This is a genomic window from Dactylosporangium roseum (assembly GCF_025264685.1).
GTDB classification, from domain to species: Bacteria; Actinomycetota; Actinomycetes; order Mycobacteriales; family Micromonosporaceae; genus Dactylosporangium; species Dactylosporangium roseum.
Genome location: NZ_CP073721.1, coordinates 5,599,172 through 5,615,404 on the forward strand (window position 1 = coordinate 5,599,172; position 16,233 = coordinate 5,615,404).

Sequence of the window (16,233 nt, forward strand, 5' to 3'; positions counted from 1 at the left end):
CGGCCGAGCTGTGGCTTGACCGGCGTCCGCGAGCGGCGACATCGTGGCTCGACCAACCCCGGCTATCGCTCGTGAGGTCGGCCGTCGGCGAGACGGTCGTGCAGCCGGGTGTGGCGGAACTGATAGAGAGCACCGGCCAGGCGCAGTACGCCGCGCCGGTGGGCGTTCTGCAGGAATCGGTTCAGTTGCAGGGGTATCTGCCCACGAAGGGCCAGCCAAGCCCGGCTGGGCTGGTAGGCGCCCCAGGAGCGGGACAGTGCGGCGGTGAGACCGACGGCGAGCCCGAAGACGGCTCCCGCCGTCAGTCCGAGGCCCAGTGAAATGTGGTGGGCCATGGCCAGACCGCCGACGACGAAGCCCGCGAGCCCGTAGCTCGCGGCGCCGATGTACCGGAAGGCGAACCAGCCGAACAAGGCGGATACACCTGCGGCCGGCAGTGCTCGGTTCAGGTGAAAGGGGTCCGCGGCCGGGCCTAGGTTGGAGTGGGGCTGACTGACGGATATGGCGAACGCATAGAACAGCCCGATCGACACGGCCACAGACAAGGCGAAGGCGAGCGTGGCGACACGATCCTGCGCGTAGGTTGTCGCCGGACTGGACGCGTGATCCGCCTTTGTCGGGGTCTCCAGCCAGACGGGCAGTCCGGTGCTCAGCCCGAAGACCAACGCCAGGATGACCACGGGCCCGATCGAGAGCGACCAGAGCAGCCCGATCACGATGCTGATGGCCACCCCGATCAGTGCCCGGCCGAGGAACGCCACGGCTGTGCCCCGGAAGCGGAACTCGACCCTCGAGGGTGCTGGGCGTGTGCCCCAGCCTTGGGCGGCGAAACCGGCCGCCGCGGTGGACAGACCGTAGACCCAGGCCGCGGCGGGGCCACGGACCAGGAGTCCGACGATCGCGAACAAGGCCGCCGGCGGCAGGCCGAAAACAAGTCCTCGGACGTGACGCGGTATCGCGCGGCCCAGTTGCCACCAGGCGAGGTCTCGGGTCCGCAGGCTGCGGAGGTGGCAAGCGAGGAACATCAGCCATCGTTGGGCCTGATCCGGGCCGTAGCTCCGCGCGGTCGAGGGGGGCAGTCCTGGCGGCTGGGGACGCTGGGCGTACACGGCGGGGAGGAAGGCGCCGAGCAGATGGTCCTCGATCACGGCTCGATCCCTGAACCGTTGCGGGTCGATCAGCGCGGCCGGGTCGCTCGCGACGTCGCGGTAGGTCGTGCGGGCCAGGTCGACCATCAGCGGGGTCGACAGCGCCTGCGCGAGCGGAGCGTCGCGGTGGTGACGCAGGTGCTCGACGACCGGCTGCCAGCGGGTGTCGCCGGGGAGGCGGCCGGCGGTGAGAAAGGTGACGGCGTCGTCGAGTTCGACCGGTTCGATCTCCACCACTGCAGCGCTGGCGAGGATGTCGCCGTGCCGGACCGCGTTCTCGTATTCGGCGGCGCGGCAGGTCACGACGAGCGGACGGCCGCCGGTAATCGCCCGGTCGAGGGCGTCGATCGCGGCGGCGCGCACGCCCGGTGCCATCTCGTCGAGGCCATCGAGCACCGGAATCACCCGGTCCTCGGCCACCAGGCGGGTCGCTGCGTCGGGCCCATAGGCTTTGGCGTTGCCGAGCCCGGGGTAATCCTCCAACATTCGGCGGGCCAGCCAGGAGCGCAGGTGTTCCCGGTGGGGATTCCAGGATGACAGCGACAGCAGCACCGGTGTCGGATCGCCCGGCCCGCGATCGACTAGCAACCCGAGAGTCAGCAGGGTCGCCAGCACCGTCTTGCCCGCTCCTGGCTCGCCGAGAACCACCAGTTGCGGGGTCGCGAGCCCGCGGAACTTTTTGGCCATGTCGAGGATGTCACCGCGCAGCGCCTCGCGCTCGCGGGTCACGGGCCGGCCCGTGGTCGACCACCGCACCCGTACCGGTGCCGGTCGGTGCAGCGACCGGATCTCGGCTTCGGCCGTCCACTGGTGTTTCACGGCGGTGGACAACTCCTCGGCCGCCCGATCGAGCCGAACAGCCGGAGCGGGGTCGTCGGCAGCGGCAAGGGGCCGAGTACGCGGCTGGGCCAGCTCCGGTTCCGCGGTGAGTATCTGCTTGAACAGGTATTGGGTGTCTGGTCCGGGGTCGGCGCCGAGCTCATCGGCGAGCTGGCGGCGCAATGCTTCGTAGTGCTGCAGCGCGTCGGCCTGCCGGCCGCAGCGGTAAAGGGCGAGCATCATCTGGCCGGCGGCGCGTTCATCCAACGGGTGCTGTGTCGCCCGCGCCGACAGGCTCGGCAGCAATTCGGCGTGCCTACCGCAGCGCAACGCGGCGTCGACGTGGTCGAGTTCGGCCGCCAAACGTTCGCCGTCCAACGTGGCGCGCAGACCGGTCGCCCAAGGCGTGTCCAACTCGGACATCGGTTCGCCTCGCCACAACCGCAGGGCCTGCTCGAACAATTCGACGGCCTGTTGATCATCGTGCGCGCCCCGCCCCTGGGTGACCAGGGCGCGGAACCGATGGATGTCCGCGGCCTGCTCGTCGACCGTGAGAAGGTAGCCGCCGGAACGGCTGTGCAGGCGAACCTCGTCGCCCGCGGCGCGCAAGGCTGTGCGCAGGCGGGACACATAGTTGTACACGGTCTCCCGACCCCGGGACGGTGGCTGTCCTCCCCAGACCCGGTCGAGCAACTGGTCGACGGTCACGAGTTGGTTGGCCTCCATGACCATCACTCCCAGCACCGCACGCTGCCTGGGGTGTCCCACATCGATCACGACATCGTCAATCTGGACTTCGACGCCACCCAGAATCCGGAACCGGACTCCCATCACGACTCTCCACCCACGGACTTCCTGGTGCCGGTGACTGACAGCCTGACCTGCGAATTTTAGGTTCTTCGCACCATTCTCTCATTGTCGGCACTGCATCGTGGGTCCCGTTGCGACGGCTGCGGGACCCACGGGCGACCGTGTCCGCCCCGCTGCCCAGTACGGCCCGGCCTGGTCACCGATCCGGGCACGCCGCAGCGTTGATCGACAGTGTCTAATGGGAGGAGCACATCGTGCGAAAGCGCAATGGTCTATTGGCGGTTGCCGTCACCGCGGCTGGCCTGATATGCATGCTAGCGTTCACCGGCTCACCGGCGTCCGCCGCAAGTACGAGTCGGCGCGACGCCTGCTTCACCGGCGCCTGCGGCAGTGCCACGGTCACGTGGCAGAACCACTACAGCGCCTACGTGCGCATGTCGGTGGCGGACACCGATTGCGACGGTCACGCCGCTGAGATCCGGATCATCGCCCACCAGATCCACCTGGGCACGGATCAGTACAACTGGTACGGGCCGTGGCACGTCAACAACAGCGGCTGCCACGGTGGATACGAATCGTTCAACGGGCCCTTCAATGGCGGCGACCCGTTGCTGGGCTTCAAGGTCGAGGTCTGCGTCAAGGACACGTCCCGGTGCGTGACATCGACCGAGATGGGCAACATCTACTGACCCGGCCACACGGAGGTCGCCGCACCCGACACAGGGTGCGGCGACCGCCAGCCGGTCGGTGAGACTGGCAGCAAAGCGGACGTTCCCACCGGGCCGCCGCAGTTGCGGTGTGGCGTTGTCTGCCGGTCGTGAGTGCGGCTTTCCGTGATCGAGAGCCCTCGCGTCGGGAGCCTGGAGACGAGTTCGGAGTTTCACTGATCTGCCGCAGTGCGGGCGCGCGGCGATGTGTTGCACTAGGGCATGCAGATGCGTCCCGCGGAGCTGGCGGGGATCCGTGCCGGCGAGGTTGACGTGGCGTTCCGCCAGTGGGAACGGCCTCGTGTCAGGGTCGGTACCCGGATGCGTACCGCGGTCGGACTGGTCGAGGTCACGTCTGTCGACCGGGTGCCGCTGAGGTCGCTGACCGCCGCGGACGCCCGCCGGGCCGGCGCGGCGTCGCTGGCCGCGCTCCGGCAGGGACTTCCAGAGCTTATGCACTTCGTTGCGCTGCCGCAGATCGACCGGAGAACGCACACGCTCATGGCCCGCGAGTCAGGGCAGGGTGGTATGCGCCGTCGAGCAGGATCGATGCCGGGGCGGCTTTCGGGTTCACGACACGAGTACGAGCCAGGGTCCGCTCCACGCACCAGCGGCGCGGGATGACAGCGAAGCCTCAAGGGCCGGCGGGCCTGTGCACGATATGGTCCACCAGCGTCGGCGAGTACCGACGACGCTGCTGTCTTACCGAGTCCTGGGCCGCCAATCGCGTTGGCGGCCGCACGGCGATGGTCGTACAGGCGACACAACCGCGGCGGAGGCGGACGTCAGTCCCTTCCCGGCTCGACCGGAAGGACCATGGGCCCGATCCAGCGAGCCATGTCGAACACCGCCGCGCAGTAGTCGTCCCGGGTGTCGACGACCGGCTGGTTCACCAATTGCCCCTCCCGAAGGAGCGGCACCAGTTCCTGCGGGAGACTTCCGCCGAAGTGCTGCAGCACCTTCCCGTCACGGCGCAGCAGCGGTATCTCCAGTCCATAGGTGACACCGCTGTCCATGATGCGAATGTAGATGCGACACCTGTGGTCACCAACCAGCATGAACCCCGCAAGCGTGTAGAACTCTTCGAACCACGGCGAACCCCCGCCCTGGACCATCAGGTTCAGCAAGGTGTACAGGCTCTGGTCGTGGTGGAGGGCTTCGTGCTGCTGCGAGAAACCCAGTGTGGCAGCCTCGACAATGACATTCATGCAACTGTCGTAGCGCCGGGAGGGCTGGTTCCGAATCGCGTCCAGTTGCCCCGGCAGGACAAATCTGACGTAGTCGATCGCGGCTCTGACATCCAACGGCTGGCCAGCTCCGGAGAGTTCGAACTCGACGCCCACGCCGCTGGTCATCCGCGCATCGTCGGAGACGGCGATCCGTGCACGCTCGTTGCTTGCGCGGACCGCGCCGCGTAGCCGGGGACCCGACGGCGGTAATGAGCCCGGGGGGACGACCACCAGAGGAATCACGCCTCGAAGCATGAAGTCGTAGGTGCCGTCCTCCAGGCTCATCACCATGCGCGTTGCCGCTCCTGCTCCTCGTTGCCAATCGCCCTAGATGGTGTTCACCCAGTCAGGGCAGCGGTTGTAGCCCTCGCAGGACGGCGAGGGCCGTCACCGCGGATCGTCGGCCCGCAACGACTGATAGCACTGCCGACCGGAACGGCAACTACAGATCTTGAAAGGCCAGCTTCATCCACTGTGATGTCGCGGGGTGGACGATCGGGCGACGTTCACGGCGATCGTGTTCGTGTTGACCAGCGGTTGCACGTGGCGGCATCTACCGCCGTCGTTCGGGATGACGGTGCCCTGACGGGTGGCCAGCAGGCCCCGCAGTGCCTCACGTTCGCCGCGGCGACGTGGGTGAGTCAGATGGTCGGCAGTCAGCGCCTCGCGGGCCGCGCGCATCGGATAGTGTCGATCGATGTCAACCCTCGCATCTCGGCTCACACGACGTACCCTGCTGGCCGCCTCCGCCGCGAGCGCCACCGCGCTCGGCGAGGCGCCTGCCCTGGCCGCACCGGCGTCGTCGGAGACCGCCGCGTCTGGTGGCCTCCTCCGTGACCTCGACAGAAAGATCGAGACCGCCATGGCGCGGTACGCGATTCCCGGCGTGGCGGTCGGCGTGCTGTGGCAGGGCCGGGAGTACGTGCGCGGCTACGGCGTCACCAACGTCGACCACCCGGTGCCCGTCGACGGCGACACCATCTTCCGGATCGGCTCGACCACCAAGACGTTCACCGGCACCACCGCCATGCGTCTCGTCGAGGCCGGCAAGCTGGCGCTGGACGCACCCGTGCGCCGGTACCTGCCCGACTTCCGCACCTCGGACCCCGCGGTCGCCGAGCGGGTGACCGTGCGGCAGCTACTCAACCACACGGCGGGCTGGCTGGGCGACTACCTCACCGACACCGGCCCCGGCGACGACGCCGCCGCGCGGTACGCGGCCGGGATCGCGCGGCTGCCGCAGCTAACCGCGCCGGGCGCCGTGTTCTTCTACAACAACGCGGCCGTCGAGCTGGCCGGCCGGGTGATCGAGGTCGCGGCCCGCATGACGTACGAGGCGGCGGTCCGCGCGCTGGTGGTCGACCCGCTGGGACTGGCGCACAGCCGGTTCTTCACCGACGAGATCATCGGGTTCAACATCGCCGCCTCGCACGACATGGTCAACGGCAAACCGGTCGTGCAACCCGACTACTTCCGCCTGTGGCGCAGCCTCAACGCCGCCGGTGGGCTGATCTCCAGCGCGCGTGACCAACTGCGGTACGCCCGCTTCCACCTCGGCGACGGCACCGTCCCCGGCGGTGGACCGCGGCTGCTGAGCCACCGATCGCTGCTCGCCATGCGCAGCGACCCCGGCCCCGGCGGCACGCTGTTCGTCGAGCTCGACGGTGTCGGTGTGACCTGGATGCTGCGCCCGAGCGCCGAGGGCGTGCGGATCGTGCAGCACGGCGGCGACTGGGCCGGGCAGCACTCGGGCCTCATCATGGTGCCCGAGCGCGGCTTCGCCATGACGCTGCTGACCAATTCGGAGACCGGCCCCGCGCTCATCGAGGAGCTGTTCGTCGACGACTGGGCGCTGCGGCGCTTCGCCGGCGTCAGCAACCTGCCGGCCGTTCCGCGCAAGCTCACCCCGCAGCAGCTCGCCGAGTACACCGGCCACTACAGCCGGTCGGCGGTCGGCCCGGGCGGCGAGCCGATCGACATCGTCTTCGATCTCGTGGCCGGCGACGGCGACCTGCTCGTGACGCTCGGGGGCGTCACCACCGCCCGGCTGAAGTTCTACCGCACCGACTACGCGCTGCTCCACGGCCCGGGCAACGAGCCCGGCGCGTCGCGGGTCAACTTCGAGCGCGGCTCGGACGGCCGGGTGGACTGGCTCCGCCTGGGCGGCCGGCTGGCCCGCCGTGCAACGACGGCCGCGGCGGCGAGGGCCACGGCGTCCACCCCACCGGCGACCCTGTTCCGCCATCCTTGGGCCCAAACGGCTTACTGAGTTGCGCGCACGTCACATATACCAGCGTTGCCGGGTCGAGCTGTGCTGTGTGGGCGCCCTTGAGCAGCAGATGCCCATCGGGACTGAACGCCCCGGCGGTGACCGGGGCCTGGTGTGGCCAGGCTACCGAAACGGCCTGTCAATCGGACTGCACTCCCGGCCTCGACGGCTATCGAGGCCGGGAGTACAGCCCAAAGAGGCAATCAATCGTTCGTCACCACCAGGCGCTGCATCCGCTGCCTAGGCTGTCGCAGGCGCGTAGGTAGAACCTCTTGACGTGTGAGTAACTGCCGCCCCTACCGATAGTGGAAACGCGGCCATCCTCGTACTTTTGCACGTATGTGTAAGAGGTCGTCACACCGATCGAGTAGGTGCCGTGGTAGTAGCCGCCACCATCGGCGATCCAGCTCTTGCACACATAGGAGTGTCCGCCCCGCCCGTCATAGAGCGTCGTGCATCCTGAGGCGGCATATGCCGCCGCCGGAGTGAGGGCAATGCCCGTAGCCGCTAGCATGCCAGCCAGCAGACCGGCGGTCCGTCGTTTCATGAATCCTCCCGTCAGTTACACGTACCACTGCACGTAGCCATAATCGAGCGATGAGTTCACGCGGGTGCAGTAGGCGTACGACCAGGCGCCGCTATTGCCGCCTTGGTAAGGGCCGCCTACAGCCCTGCCGTTCTTGCACACCGCAACCGCGCGGTAGGCGGCGCCCGGCCGGCCGGTACAAGCGGCGCCGAAGGTGTTGGAGTCCTGCCACTTCCTACAGCTAGGGGCAGCCGCCGCCGGGCTGCCGGCGGTCAGCGTTGCGGCCGTCACGGTGGCGGCGGTCAGCAGACCGATTGCGGCGAAGCGGATCTTCATCTTCATGTGTGGGCTCTCGTTCGAGACATGCCGACAGCGAGTCGGGTCATTGACTTTTGTGTGGACACCCGTGTCTCCCCTCGGTTCGTCCGAGTGCCTTCTTGATGTTCATGCCATCCTCCTGTGAGGTTCTGATCCTCATCGGGTTGGGAAGCTGACATCGTCATCCTGCGATGTATCATCATTCGGCATGATTGCGAACGGGACCCTTCCCCGAGCAGCGTTGAGGGTGCTGCCAACGCCAGGGCCGGCCCCGACAAGAACGATCGACTCTGTCGTGCTGTGACCGCCTTCGGTAGCTGATCTGGGGATGACGGATGACGCCGCCGGCCGAACTGCTGATGAATCGACTATGTACGGCTGACCTGGGATCGATCTGGGACAGTTCTGGGATCCGGGCCGGCGCAGGCTGGCGACGCCGTCGACGCGCGGCGAGCAGGTGCGGTCAGGTGGCGTGATGACGGTACGGTTCGGGCTACTCGGCGACGTGGTGGCTGACCTCGACGGCCAGCCGCTGGACCTCGGCCACGTCCGGCAGCGGTGCGTACTGGTGGCCCTGCTGGTCGATGCGAACCGGACGGTGTCGGTCGACCAGTTGATCGACCGGGTGTGGGCTGACCACCCGCCACGGCGGGCGCGCGACACGCTGTACGGCTACCTGTACCGGCTGCGCCGGGCGCTGGCGTCCTCCCCTGATGTCGCCATCGTCCGGGCGCCGGGCGGGTACCAGTTGACCGTCGACGTGTCCGTCGTGGACGCGTACCGCTTCGATCGGCTGGTCGCCCAGGCGCGCGCCGACGACGACGAACAGAAGGCATTGACGGCCTTCGACAACGCGTTGGGGCTGTGGCGGGGCGATGCCTTCGCGGATCTGGGCAGCGTGGATACCCACTGGCTCGACGCCCAGCGCGAGTCGATGCACGCGCAGCGCTTCGCCGCCGAGCTCGACCAGACCGATCTGGCGCTGCGCTTGGGCCGGCACGGCGATTTGCTGGCGGGCCTGGCCAGCCGTGCGGCGGCACATCCGCTGAATGAACGTTTGGCCGGCCAGACGATGCTCGCCCTGTACCGCAGCGGCCGACAGTCCGAGGCGTTGGAGCATTACCAATGCCTGCGGGATCGGCTCGCCGACGTGCTGGGTGTCGACCCCGGGCCGGACCTGCTGCGCCTACACCATCAGATACTCACCGCCGATCCGTCCCTGACCACACCCGATACCCTGCCTGTCCGCGGGCCGGTCGCGGTGGTTCCGCGCCAACTGCCCGCCACAGCCGCCCAGTTTGCCGGTCGGGCCCGTGAGATCGCGACGCTCACGGCGCAACTGGAGGCGGCTGCCGACGCGGGAAGTGTGGTGATCGTGTCGGTCAGTGGGGCCGCCGGAATCGGCAAAACAACCCTTGTGACACACTGGGCGCACCGGGTCCGGGGCCGCTTTCCCGACGGGCAGTTGTACGTGAATCTGCGGGGGTTCGACCCGAGCGGAAAGATGGTGGAGCCGGCTGAGGCAGTGCGCGGCTTCCTCGACGCCCTTGGCGTCCCTCCGCAACGCCTCCCCTCGAGCCCGGAAGCGCAGATCGCCCTCTACCGCAGTCTGCTGGACGGCAAACGAATCCTGCTGGTGCTGGACAACGCCCGAGACGCCCAGCAGGTCAGGCCGCTGCTGCCTGGCACCGCGTCCGCATTCGTCCTGGTAACCAGCCGGGACCGGCTGTCCAGCCTGGTCGCCGTGGACGGCGCGCACCCGATCAACCTCGGCCTGCTCTCCGGGAAAGAAGCGCGGGAACTGCTGAGTCGCCGGCTCGGCTCCAGGCGGATAGCCGTCGAACCCGAAGCGGTACGGCAGTTGATCTCACGGTGCGCCCGGCTGCCCCTCGCCCTGACCATCGCCGCGGCTCGCGCCGCCCAGACCGGCTTTCCCCTCAGCGCCCTGGCCGCCGAGTTGACCGAGGCCGGCCAACGGCTGGACATCTTGTCCGCCGACGATCCGCAAAGCGGGGTACGAACGGTCTTCTCCTGGTCCTACACGGCCCTGACGTCCATGGCGGCCCGGCTGTTCCGGCTGCTGGGCCTGCACCCCGGCCCGGACGTCTCCGTCGCGGCGGCGGCCAGTCTGGCCGCGCTGCCTCTGGCCCAGACACGCAGGCTGCTGGCCGAGCTGAGCCGCGTCAGCCTGCTTGCCGAGCACATGCCCAGCCGGTACACCTTCTCCCACGGCCTGCTGCGCGACTACGCGATCGACCAAGCCCACACCGGTGAGCCCGAGCACGAACGGCACGCCGCAACCCACCGGATGCTGGACCACTATCTGCACACCGCGTACGCCGCCGCCCGATTGGTGAAACCAGGGTGGAACCCGCTCAGCCTCCCCCCACCCCAGCCCGGGGTCGCCCCAGAGCAACTCGCCGACCCCGAATGGGTGCTGGCCTGGTTCACCACGGAGCGAGCCGTGCTGCGGGCCGTCACGGACCACTCCGCGGCGGCCGGTTTCGACGCCCACGCCTGGCAGTTGGCCCAGTCCCTCGTTACCTTCCTGGACCGGCACGGGCACTGGCACGATCTGGCTGCCATCGGGAACGTCGCCGAGGCCGCCGCGTACCGGTTGGCCGACCCGGCAGCGCAGGCCCTGGCCCACCGGATTTCCGCCCGGGCACTGCTCCGACTGGGTCACCTGGACGACGCACAAACCCACCTGGACCAGGCGCTGGAACTGTTCGGCCGGGCCGGTGACCTGGCCAGGCAGGCCGACACCCACATCGCCCTCGCTAGGGTATGGGCCCGGCGGGGGCCCCACGCCCTCACAGCGGGCCTCTACCATGTCCGGCAAGCCCACAAGCTGCATCACGCCAGCGGCCACCGGGCGGGGCAGGCCCAGGCCCTCAACGCTATCGGCTGGGCCCACGCCCGCCTCGGCAACCACGCGCAGGCCCTCGTCTGCTGCCGGCAGGCCCTTTCCGTGCTCGAGGAACTCGACGACCGCGAGGGGCAGACCTTCGCCTGGGACAGCATCGGCTTCGCCCATCATCATCTGGGCCACCACCGTCAGGCTGTCACCTGCTACCGACGCGCCCTCGACCTGTGCCAGAACATCGGCGACCGCTACCTGGAGGCGGATATCCTCACCCGCCTCGGCGGCACCCACCACGCCACACACGATCTCGACGCCACCCGCGATACCTGGCAACACGCCTTGGGCATCCTCACCGAACTCGAGCACCCCGACGCCGAGCAGGTCCGCAGCAAACTCGCCACCCTCGACATTCCCCACCCGGCCGGTACGTGATGTCTCACAACTGGGATTTCGGCCCCCTTCTAGACTCCACTGGCGAATTCTTGGCTCTCCCGGTCACCCTCGACGCCCGTATCGCCAAACCAGTGACGGTCGAGGTGCAACGCAAAGACGTTGCGCTGGTGGCCAGCTCGACGGGTTTGGCGCGACGCCCTACAAGGGCGGTGTCGTGGCCGGTTGGCTGGGCACCGAGAACCTCGGCCGGGTGGGCACCGCGCAGATCGGTCCAGACGCGCCCAACGGCCGGGCCGGACGATCATAATTCCGCCTGTCCGTATCGACGCGGCAAGGATCGATGCTGATGAAAGGGCGCTCGTCGATCCCGGCCCAGCACCGGAGGGTGGTGGCGAGCGAGGCCAGGTGCCAGCGCAGCACCGCCGATGCTGCCGGGCGCGGCCGTGAGTGGACTCCCGGCCCACGGGCGGCGCCGATCGACGGAGCAGGAAGGTCAACGTAGGCCACGCTGCCGTGCGAGCAGTTCGACGGCGTGCTTGGCCTCCTTCAGGCCCGCGCCGGTTGCCTCGCGGAACAGCTTGATGGCCTGGATCTTGCGGCCGGCCATGAGTTCCTGCAGCACCGCATCCGGTGCTTCGGGCTCGGGCTCGCGTATGCCGAGGTGAGCCATGATCAAGTCCAGCTTACGCTCGAGTTCGGCCAGATGGCGGGACTGCTGGACAGCGACGGCGCGGCGGCCGCTGCCGGCGATCAGCAGGGCGAGTGCGAACGGCAGTATCACGGCGAACGGCACGAACCAATTCATGCCTGGCATTGAACACCACCCGGGCGAGACCGATGGTGTCGGCGAGGCAGTAACGAAGGCACACATGGTCGGTGTCACCGCCTCGGACCTCATCTCGGTGCGGTGCTCGCGGATGCCCACACCGACGCACCTTCAGCACCCCCAAGATTCACGTTTCGAGGGTCAAGGTTCAGAGATAGCCAGGGGGTCAGTCTTCCGGGAGCGGCGAAAGGCCTTGGTACGGCCGAGTTGGTTCAGGTAGTCGAGGATGGTTCGTGCGTCGGCCCAGCCGGTGGTGGCGGCGATGTAGCCATCGGGCCGGACGAGTATGAGACTGTCGTGGGATATGCCGTACCCGCTGAAAGCGTGTCGCTTCTCGTCGAGGAGCGTGACTGTCACGGCGTGCGGTGTTGCCCGCCCGTCGGTGATCAGCGCGGTGTGGATCCGGTCCAGTCCTGCGGCGTTCACCGTGTTGAGGGCGGCTGCGCATCGGTCGCCGAATCCGAGCAGGGTAAAGCGGGTGCCGCGGAAGAGGTCGAACAGTCGGGTCGGCGCGCCAGTGGCGAGGTTCTGGCACGGCGCGTCGGGTGCCCGGTCTCCGGCCGACAGGCCAATGCCCGGCTGGCCACGGTCGAGCGACAGGGTGCTCCATCGGTAGCCGAGGCCGAGTTGCCGCGTGTCTGCCGTGCCGACGTTGGCCAGGTTGCCGGCACTGCCGTTCGCGATTTCCTCGGTCATGGCACGCAGACGGTCGGAGCTGGTACCCAGCGCCCACGCCGCGATGGGCAGCCGTTCCTGCTCGTAGCTGTCCAGCAGCCGCGGTCCGGCTCCGCCTGTGAGTACCAGTGCCAGCTTCCAGCCGAGGTTGTAGGCGTCCTGTATGCCGGTGTTCATGCCGAGTCCACCAGTAGGCGGGTGGACGTGCGCCGCGTCGCCGGCGAGGAAGACGCGGCGCCATCGCATCTGGTCCACCATCCGGGCGTTGACCCGGTAGGTCGACAGCCATGTGGTGCTGGCCAGCCGTATCCGGTCGTGGCCGGCGATGTGGTCGACGACCTGCTGGAACGTCTCCAGCGACGGCGCGGGTGGGTGAGCGCCCCATTCCGGTAGGCCGGCGGCGAACTGCCAGGCCGCGGTTCCGGAGAACGGACAGAGCTGGAGGAACCCGCGCGTGGCGTCGAACCAGACGTGCAGTCGGTCCCGGCGTAGGCCAGCAACCTCGACGTCGCCGATGAGAATCTTCTGGCTCTCGTGCGTCGAGCCCTCGAACACGGCGCCGAGCATCCGGCGTACGGCGCTGTGCCCGCCATCGCATCCGACCAGGTAACGCACATCGACATGTGCGGTCTGCCGTCCGTTACGCAAGGTGGCCTGTACGGACTGCGCGGACTGTGCCAACTCGATCAACTCTGTGTCGAGTTCGACGCTACCCCCGAGTGCGGCGAGACGGTCACGGAGGAGTTGCTCCGTTCGCCCCTGCGGTATCAGCAACTGGGTGTAGGGCGAGTTCGGGGTCGGTGTCCAGTACCCCGGCAACGGCTGGTCCCGGAAGCCGCCGCAGCGGTCGTAGTGGCGGAACATGAGTGTCGTGCTGGCCGCTTTGGCCTGTTCGGAGATGCCGAGGTCGTCGAAGACCTCGACGGTACGGGGCGTCACGCCCTTGCCGCGCGACCCCTGGAAGAACATCGCGGACTTGTCGATGACGCGGGCCCGAACGCCGTGTCGCAGGAGGTCGCAGGCGAGTGTCAGACCAGTCGGTCCGGCCCCCACCACGAGCACGTCCGTCTCAGTCATGTTGATCCTTCTGGCCGCCGGGCCCGGTCAGCCCGTCCAGCAACAGATCCACAAGTTGGTCGCGCAGTTGCTCTCGGTCCCGAGGCGTCGGGCGTTCACCAACGAGATCGGCGAAGCGGGCAGGCGGCCCGGACAACGCGGTCAGGAGAACCATCGCAGCCGTGTAGAACAGGGCAAAGTCGCTGTCGGTGCGGAACACCCCTTCTTCCTGGCCCCGTTTGAACAGACCTCGCAGCGGTACCGGCACCTGGTCGACGCCGACAGGTGTGCGCAGTGTTTCCTCGCTGAGCCCCTCGTGCGCAAGCAGCGCAGCAAGCAGGGGACGGTCGCTGACCAGGTCGAAGAACGCCCGCAGCGCCCCGCGCAGCCCCTCCTGGGGGCCCAATGTCGCAGCTCGTTCGAGCATCGGAGTCCACGCGGCTCCGATGTCCGCGCTCTGCTCCTCCAGCACCGCCCGGTACAGGCCCTCCTTGCTGCCGAAATGCTCGTAGAGCATCCGCTCGTTCACGCCCGCTCGCTCGACGACATCGCGCACTCGCGTCCCCCGCAGCCCATGGCGGGCAAACTCCTGGGCACCGGCCTGGAGCAGTCTGTCTCGACTCTTGCTCGTCACAGTAAACGTTTACCTTACTTCGTTGTGCCGCCGCAACCCGCCGCACAGCGGATGCACAGCGCAGGTACAGCTCACGGCCACTAGGATCGTCGACAAGCCGGCGACGGCCTCGAACCACTGTGGCGAGAGAGGGATGCCCCGATGCCGCGCCCGAACGTGCCGCGCCGAAGACATTCGACGAGTTGGTCGGGCTACTCCAGCGCGACTTCGACGAGCTGACGCCGGCGCAGCGGCTCCTGGCGGAGCGGGTCATGTCCGATCCGGAGGGCACCGCCTTCATGACCGTCAACGACTTGGCCGCCGCCGTCAACGTCAACGAGGCCACCGTCGTGAGGTTCGCGACGAGCCTGGGGCTCGACGGCTATCCGGGCCTGGCCCGGTTGTGTCGCGAGCGGCTCCGCGAGCAGGCCCAGATGCTGCGCCGCTACGGCAATCTGGAGCAGTTGGAATCCAGTCGGCGAGACCTGATCGATCTCGCCATCACGTTCGACCAGACCAACATCATGCGCACATTCTCCCGCGTCGACCGCACGAACTGGGACGCGGCGGTCATCGCCACCGCACCCGCGGTCCGGATCATCGGGCTTCGTGAATGCTATACGGCAGCATACCTGCTCGGATACTTGCTGCGGCTGGTACGCAAGGACGTCACCGTGCTCACCCCGGGCCCGGGCACGCTCGCCGACGACCTGCGCCATCTACGCCCGGACGACTGTTCGTGGCCATCGCGATCCACCGCTACAGCGCCGACACCGTGCGCGCATTTCGCTGGGCACAGCGGGTCGGCGCGACCACGGTCACGCTGACCGACAACCCGTCCTCACCCCTCGCGGGCGGGGCGACCCACACGTTCTACGTGGACACCGCCGGGGTGGCCATGCTGCGGTCGGTGACCGCCCTCACCTCGCTCGTCCAGGCACTCGCCACCGCGGTCGCGGTGCGGCGCGGCGCGGACGTCCAGCCAGCTCTGCGGGACGAGGAGGAACTACTGGCGACGCTCGGCACCTATGCCGACGAGGGACACGCCCCACCGGCACCGCCCGCCACCGAACGCGGGCACAGGAGCCGCCGCGTGCGATAGGCCGCAACGTCCCGGTCAGCCAAGACCTGCGTAGCGGTGGTGCCGCGCCGGCGGGAGCCCGGCAACGTGGAACGCCATGGAACCCCTTCGGCGAACACGCGGACGGGGCGCAAAATGGACACGACCTCGCCGGTGTGTTGTGATGCCTTCTCATCATCAACAACAGCCGGCAAGGCCGTGTCATCCTCACTCCTGGTGATCTACCCGGGCCTGGTTACGCGCAGAACCTCGGTCAACCTAGATGGGTCGCAGGTGGAACCAGACCTCGCCGTCACCGATGCAGAGCGCACTCTCGCCGCTGTTGCCCGGGTTGAACAGGGACATGAAGTGCAGTTGTTTGTTGCTGCCGAAACTGACCGTCTTGTTAAAGGTCCATGTCTTGGTGTATCCGGCAGGCGTGATGGACACGTAGTTGAAGTAGTTGCCCACGTTCTTGCCGTTGCCGTCGACCAGGGACCCGCCTCCCAGCGTCATGTTCCGCCCCGGCTTGTAGGTGATCTTCAGCGAGTGCAGGTACGCGGAACTCGACGTCACGTTCGAGACCGTCCATGTGGGGTATTCACTGATCCAGTTGTCCGATCTGCACAGACCGGGATTCAGGGCGTTGTTGTTGTAGGTCGCGGTCGGTGCCAGGACGGTGCGTACCGCGGCGACTCGCTGGGCGGTGCCGTCGGAGTACGGCTTGTGCGCGGGCGCGGCCGCGGCCGGCTGTGCCGACACCAGAACCAGCAGGCCCGCAAATGCGGCGATCAGCGCTGCCGACACGGCCGCACGCGCACTCGCGACGGCCGTCGCGAGTGTTCTTGGGCGAGACATCGATCCTCCAAAGATTGACGGTGGACGGTTGGCCTTGCCCGGCGACCTTGCCAGCACGCT

Annotated in this window: 14 protein-coding genes; 7 read left to right on the top strand and 7 right to left on the bottom strand. The window is 68.1% G+C overall.

Features of this window, described 5'->3' with window-relative positions; all coding sequences use genetic code 11:
• Positions 1-62 precede the first annotated feature (62 nt).
• Entirely contained in the window at positions 63-2,711 is a 2,649-nt protein-coding gene (locus tag Drose_RS26165) for a BTAD domain-containing putative transcriptional regulator (protein ID WP_260723973.1), read from the bottom strand.
• A 15-nt stretch (positions 2,712-2,726) separates the two neighbouring features.
• Between Drose_RS26165 and Drose_RS26170 the strand changes: the two genes are divergently transcribed.
• Complete coding sequence (locus tag Drose_RS26170) at positions 2,727-2,861, top strand: hypothetical protein (RefSeq protein ID WP_260723974.1); 135 nt, start codon at positions 2,727-2,729, stop codon at positions 2,859-2,861.
• 227 nt (positions 2,862-3,088) lie between these two features.
• Entirely contained in the window at positions 3,089-3,466 is a 378-nt protein-coding gene (locus Drose_RS26175; protein WP_260723975.1) for a hypothetical protein, read from the top strand.
• Positions 3,467-4,269: 803 nt separating this feature from the next.
• Here Drose_RS26175 and Drose_RS26180 read toward each other — a convergent pair.
• On the bottom strand, positions 4,270-5,004 hold the full coding sequence (locus tag Drose_RS26180; RefSeq protein WP_260723976.1) for a hypothetical protein: 735 nt from the start codon (positions 5,002-5,004) through the stop codon (positions 4,270-4,272).
• A 232-nt stretch (positions 5,005-5,236) separates the two neighbouring features.
• Here Drose_RS26180 and Drose_RS39180 point away from each other — a divergent pair, with 232 nt between their 5' ends.
• Both Drose_RS39180 and Drose_RS26185 read left to right on the top strand, forming a co-directional pair.
• Complete coding sequence (locus Drose_RS39180) at positions 5,237-5,299, top strand: hypothetical protein (protein WP_390891453.1); 63 nt, start codon at positions 5,237-5,239, stop codon at positions 5,297-5,299.
• Between the two features lie 111 nt (positions 5,300-5,410).
• Positions 5,411-6,982: a serine hydrolase domain-containing protein gene (locus tag Drose_RS26185; protein WP_260723977.1), complete on the top strand. Its 1,572-nt coding sequence runs from the start codon at positions 5,411-5,413 to the stop codon at positions 6,980-6,982.
• A 562-nt stretch (positions 6,983-7,544) separates the two neighbouring features.
• Here Drose_RS26185 and Drose_RS26190 read toward each other — a convergent pair.
• Positions 7,545-7,850, bottom strand: coding sequence for a hypothetical protein (locus tag Drose_RS26190; RefSeq protein ID WP_260723978.1), 306 nt, complete (start codon positions 7,848-7,850; stop codon positions 7,545-7,547).
• Positions 7,851-8,301: 451 nt separating this feature from the next.
• Here Drose_RS26190 and Drose_RS26195 point away from each other — a divergent pair, with 451 nt between their 5' ends.
• Positions 8,302-11,124, top strand: coding sequence for an AfsR/SARP family transcriptional regulator (locus Drose_RS26195; RefSeq protein WP_260723979.1), 2,823 nt, complete (start codon positions 8,302-8,304; stop codon positions 11,122-11,124).
• A 454-nt stretch (positions 11,125-11,578) separates the two neighbouring features.
• Here the strand turns inward: Drose_RS26195 and Drose_RS26200 are convergent, their stop codons facing one another.
• The 3 genes from Drose_RS26200 to Drose_RS26210 all read right to left on the bottom strand — a co-directional run bounded on the left by Drose_RS26200 (position 11,579) and on the right by Drose_RS26210 (position 14,198).
• Complete coding sequence (locus tag Drose_RS26200; RefSeq protein ID WP_260723980.1) at positions 11,579-11,890, bottom strand: ribosomal protein L7/L12; 312 nt, start codon at positions 11,888-11,890, stop codon at positions 11,579-11,581.
• 162 nt (positions 11,891-12,052) lie between these two features.
• Positions 12,053-13,663 carry an FAD-dependent monooxygenase gene (locus tag Drose_RS26205; protein WP_260723981.1) on the bottom strand — a complete coding sequence of 537 codons (1,611 nt, stop codon included), beginning with the start codon at positions 13,661-13,663 and terminating at the stop codon, positions 12,053-12,055.
• Positions 13,656-14,198, bottom strand: a complete 543-nt coding sequence (locus Drose_RS26210; RefSeq protein WP_260723982.1) for a TetR/AcrR family transcriptional regulator — start codon at positions 14,196-14,198, stop codon at positions 13,656-13,658. The genes Drose_RS26205 and Drose_RS26210 overlap by 8 nt, the downstream gene beginning before the upstream one ends.
• A gap of 260 nt (positions 14,199-14,458) precedes the next feature.
• Between Drose_RS26210 and Drose_RS26215 the strand changes: the two genes are divergently transcribed.
• Both Drose_RS26215 and Drose_RS26220 read left to right on the top strand, forming a co-directional pair.
• On the top strand, positions 14,459-15,082 hold the full coding sequence (locus Drose_RS26215; protein ID WP_260723983.1) for a MurR/RpiR family transcriptional regulator: 624 nt from the start codon (positions 14,459-14,461) through the stop codon (positions 15,080-15,082).
• A complete protein-coding gene (locus tag Drose_RS26220; protein WP_260723984.1) occupies positions 14,995-15,357 on the top strand; it encodes a MurR/RpiR family transcriptional regulator in 363 nt (120 codons plus the stop codon). Before Drose_RS26215 ends, Drose_RS26220 begins: the two co-directional genes overlap by 88 nt.
• Positions 15,358-15,594: 237 nt before the next feature.
• Here Drose_RS26220 and Drose_RS26225 read toward each other — a convergent pair whose 3' ends face one another.
• On the bottom strand, positions 15,595-16,122 hold the full coding sequence (locus tag Drose_RS26225; RefSeq protein ID WP_260723985.1) for a hypothetical protein: 528 nt from the start codon (positions 16,120-16,122) through the stop codon (positions 15,595-15,597).
• Positions 16,123-16,233 lie beyond the last annotated feature (111 nt).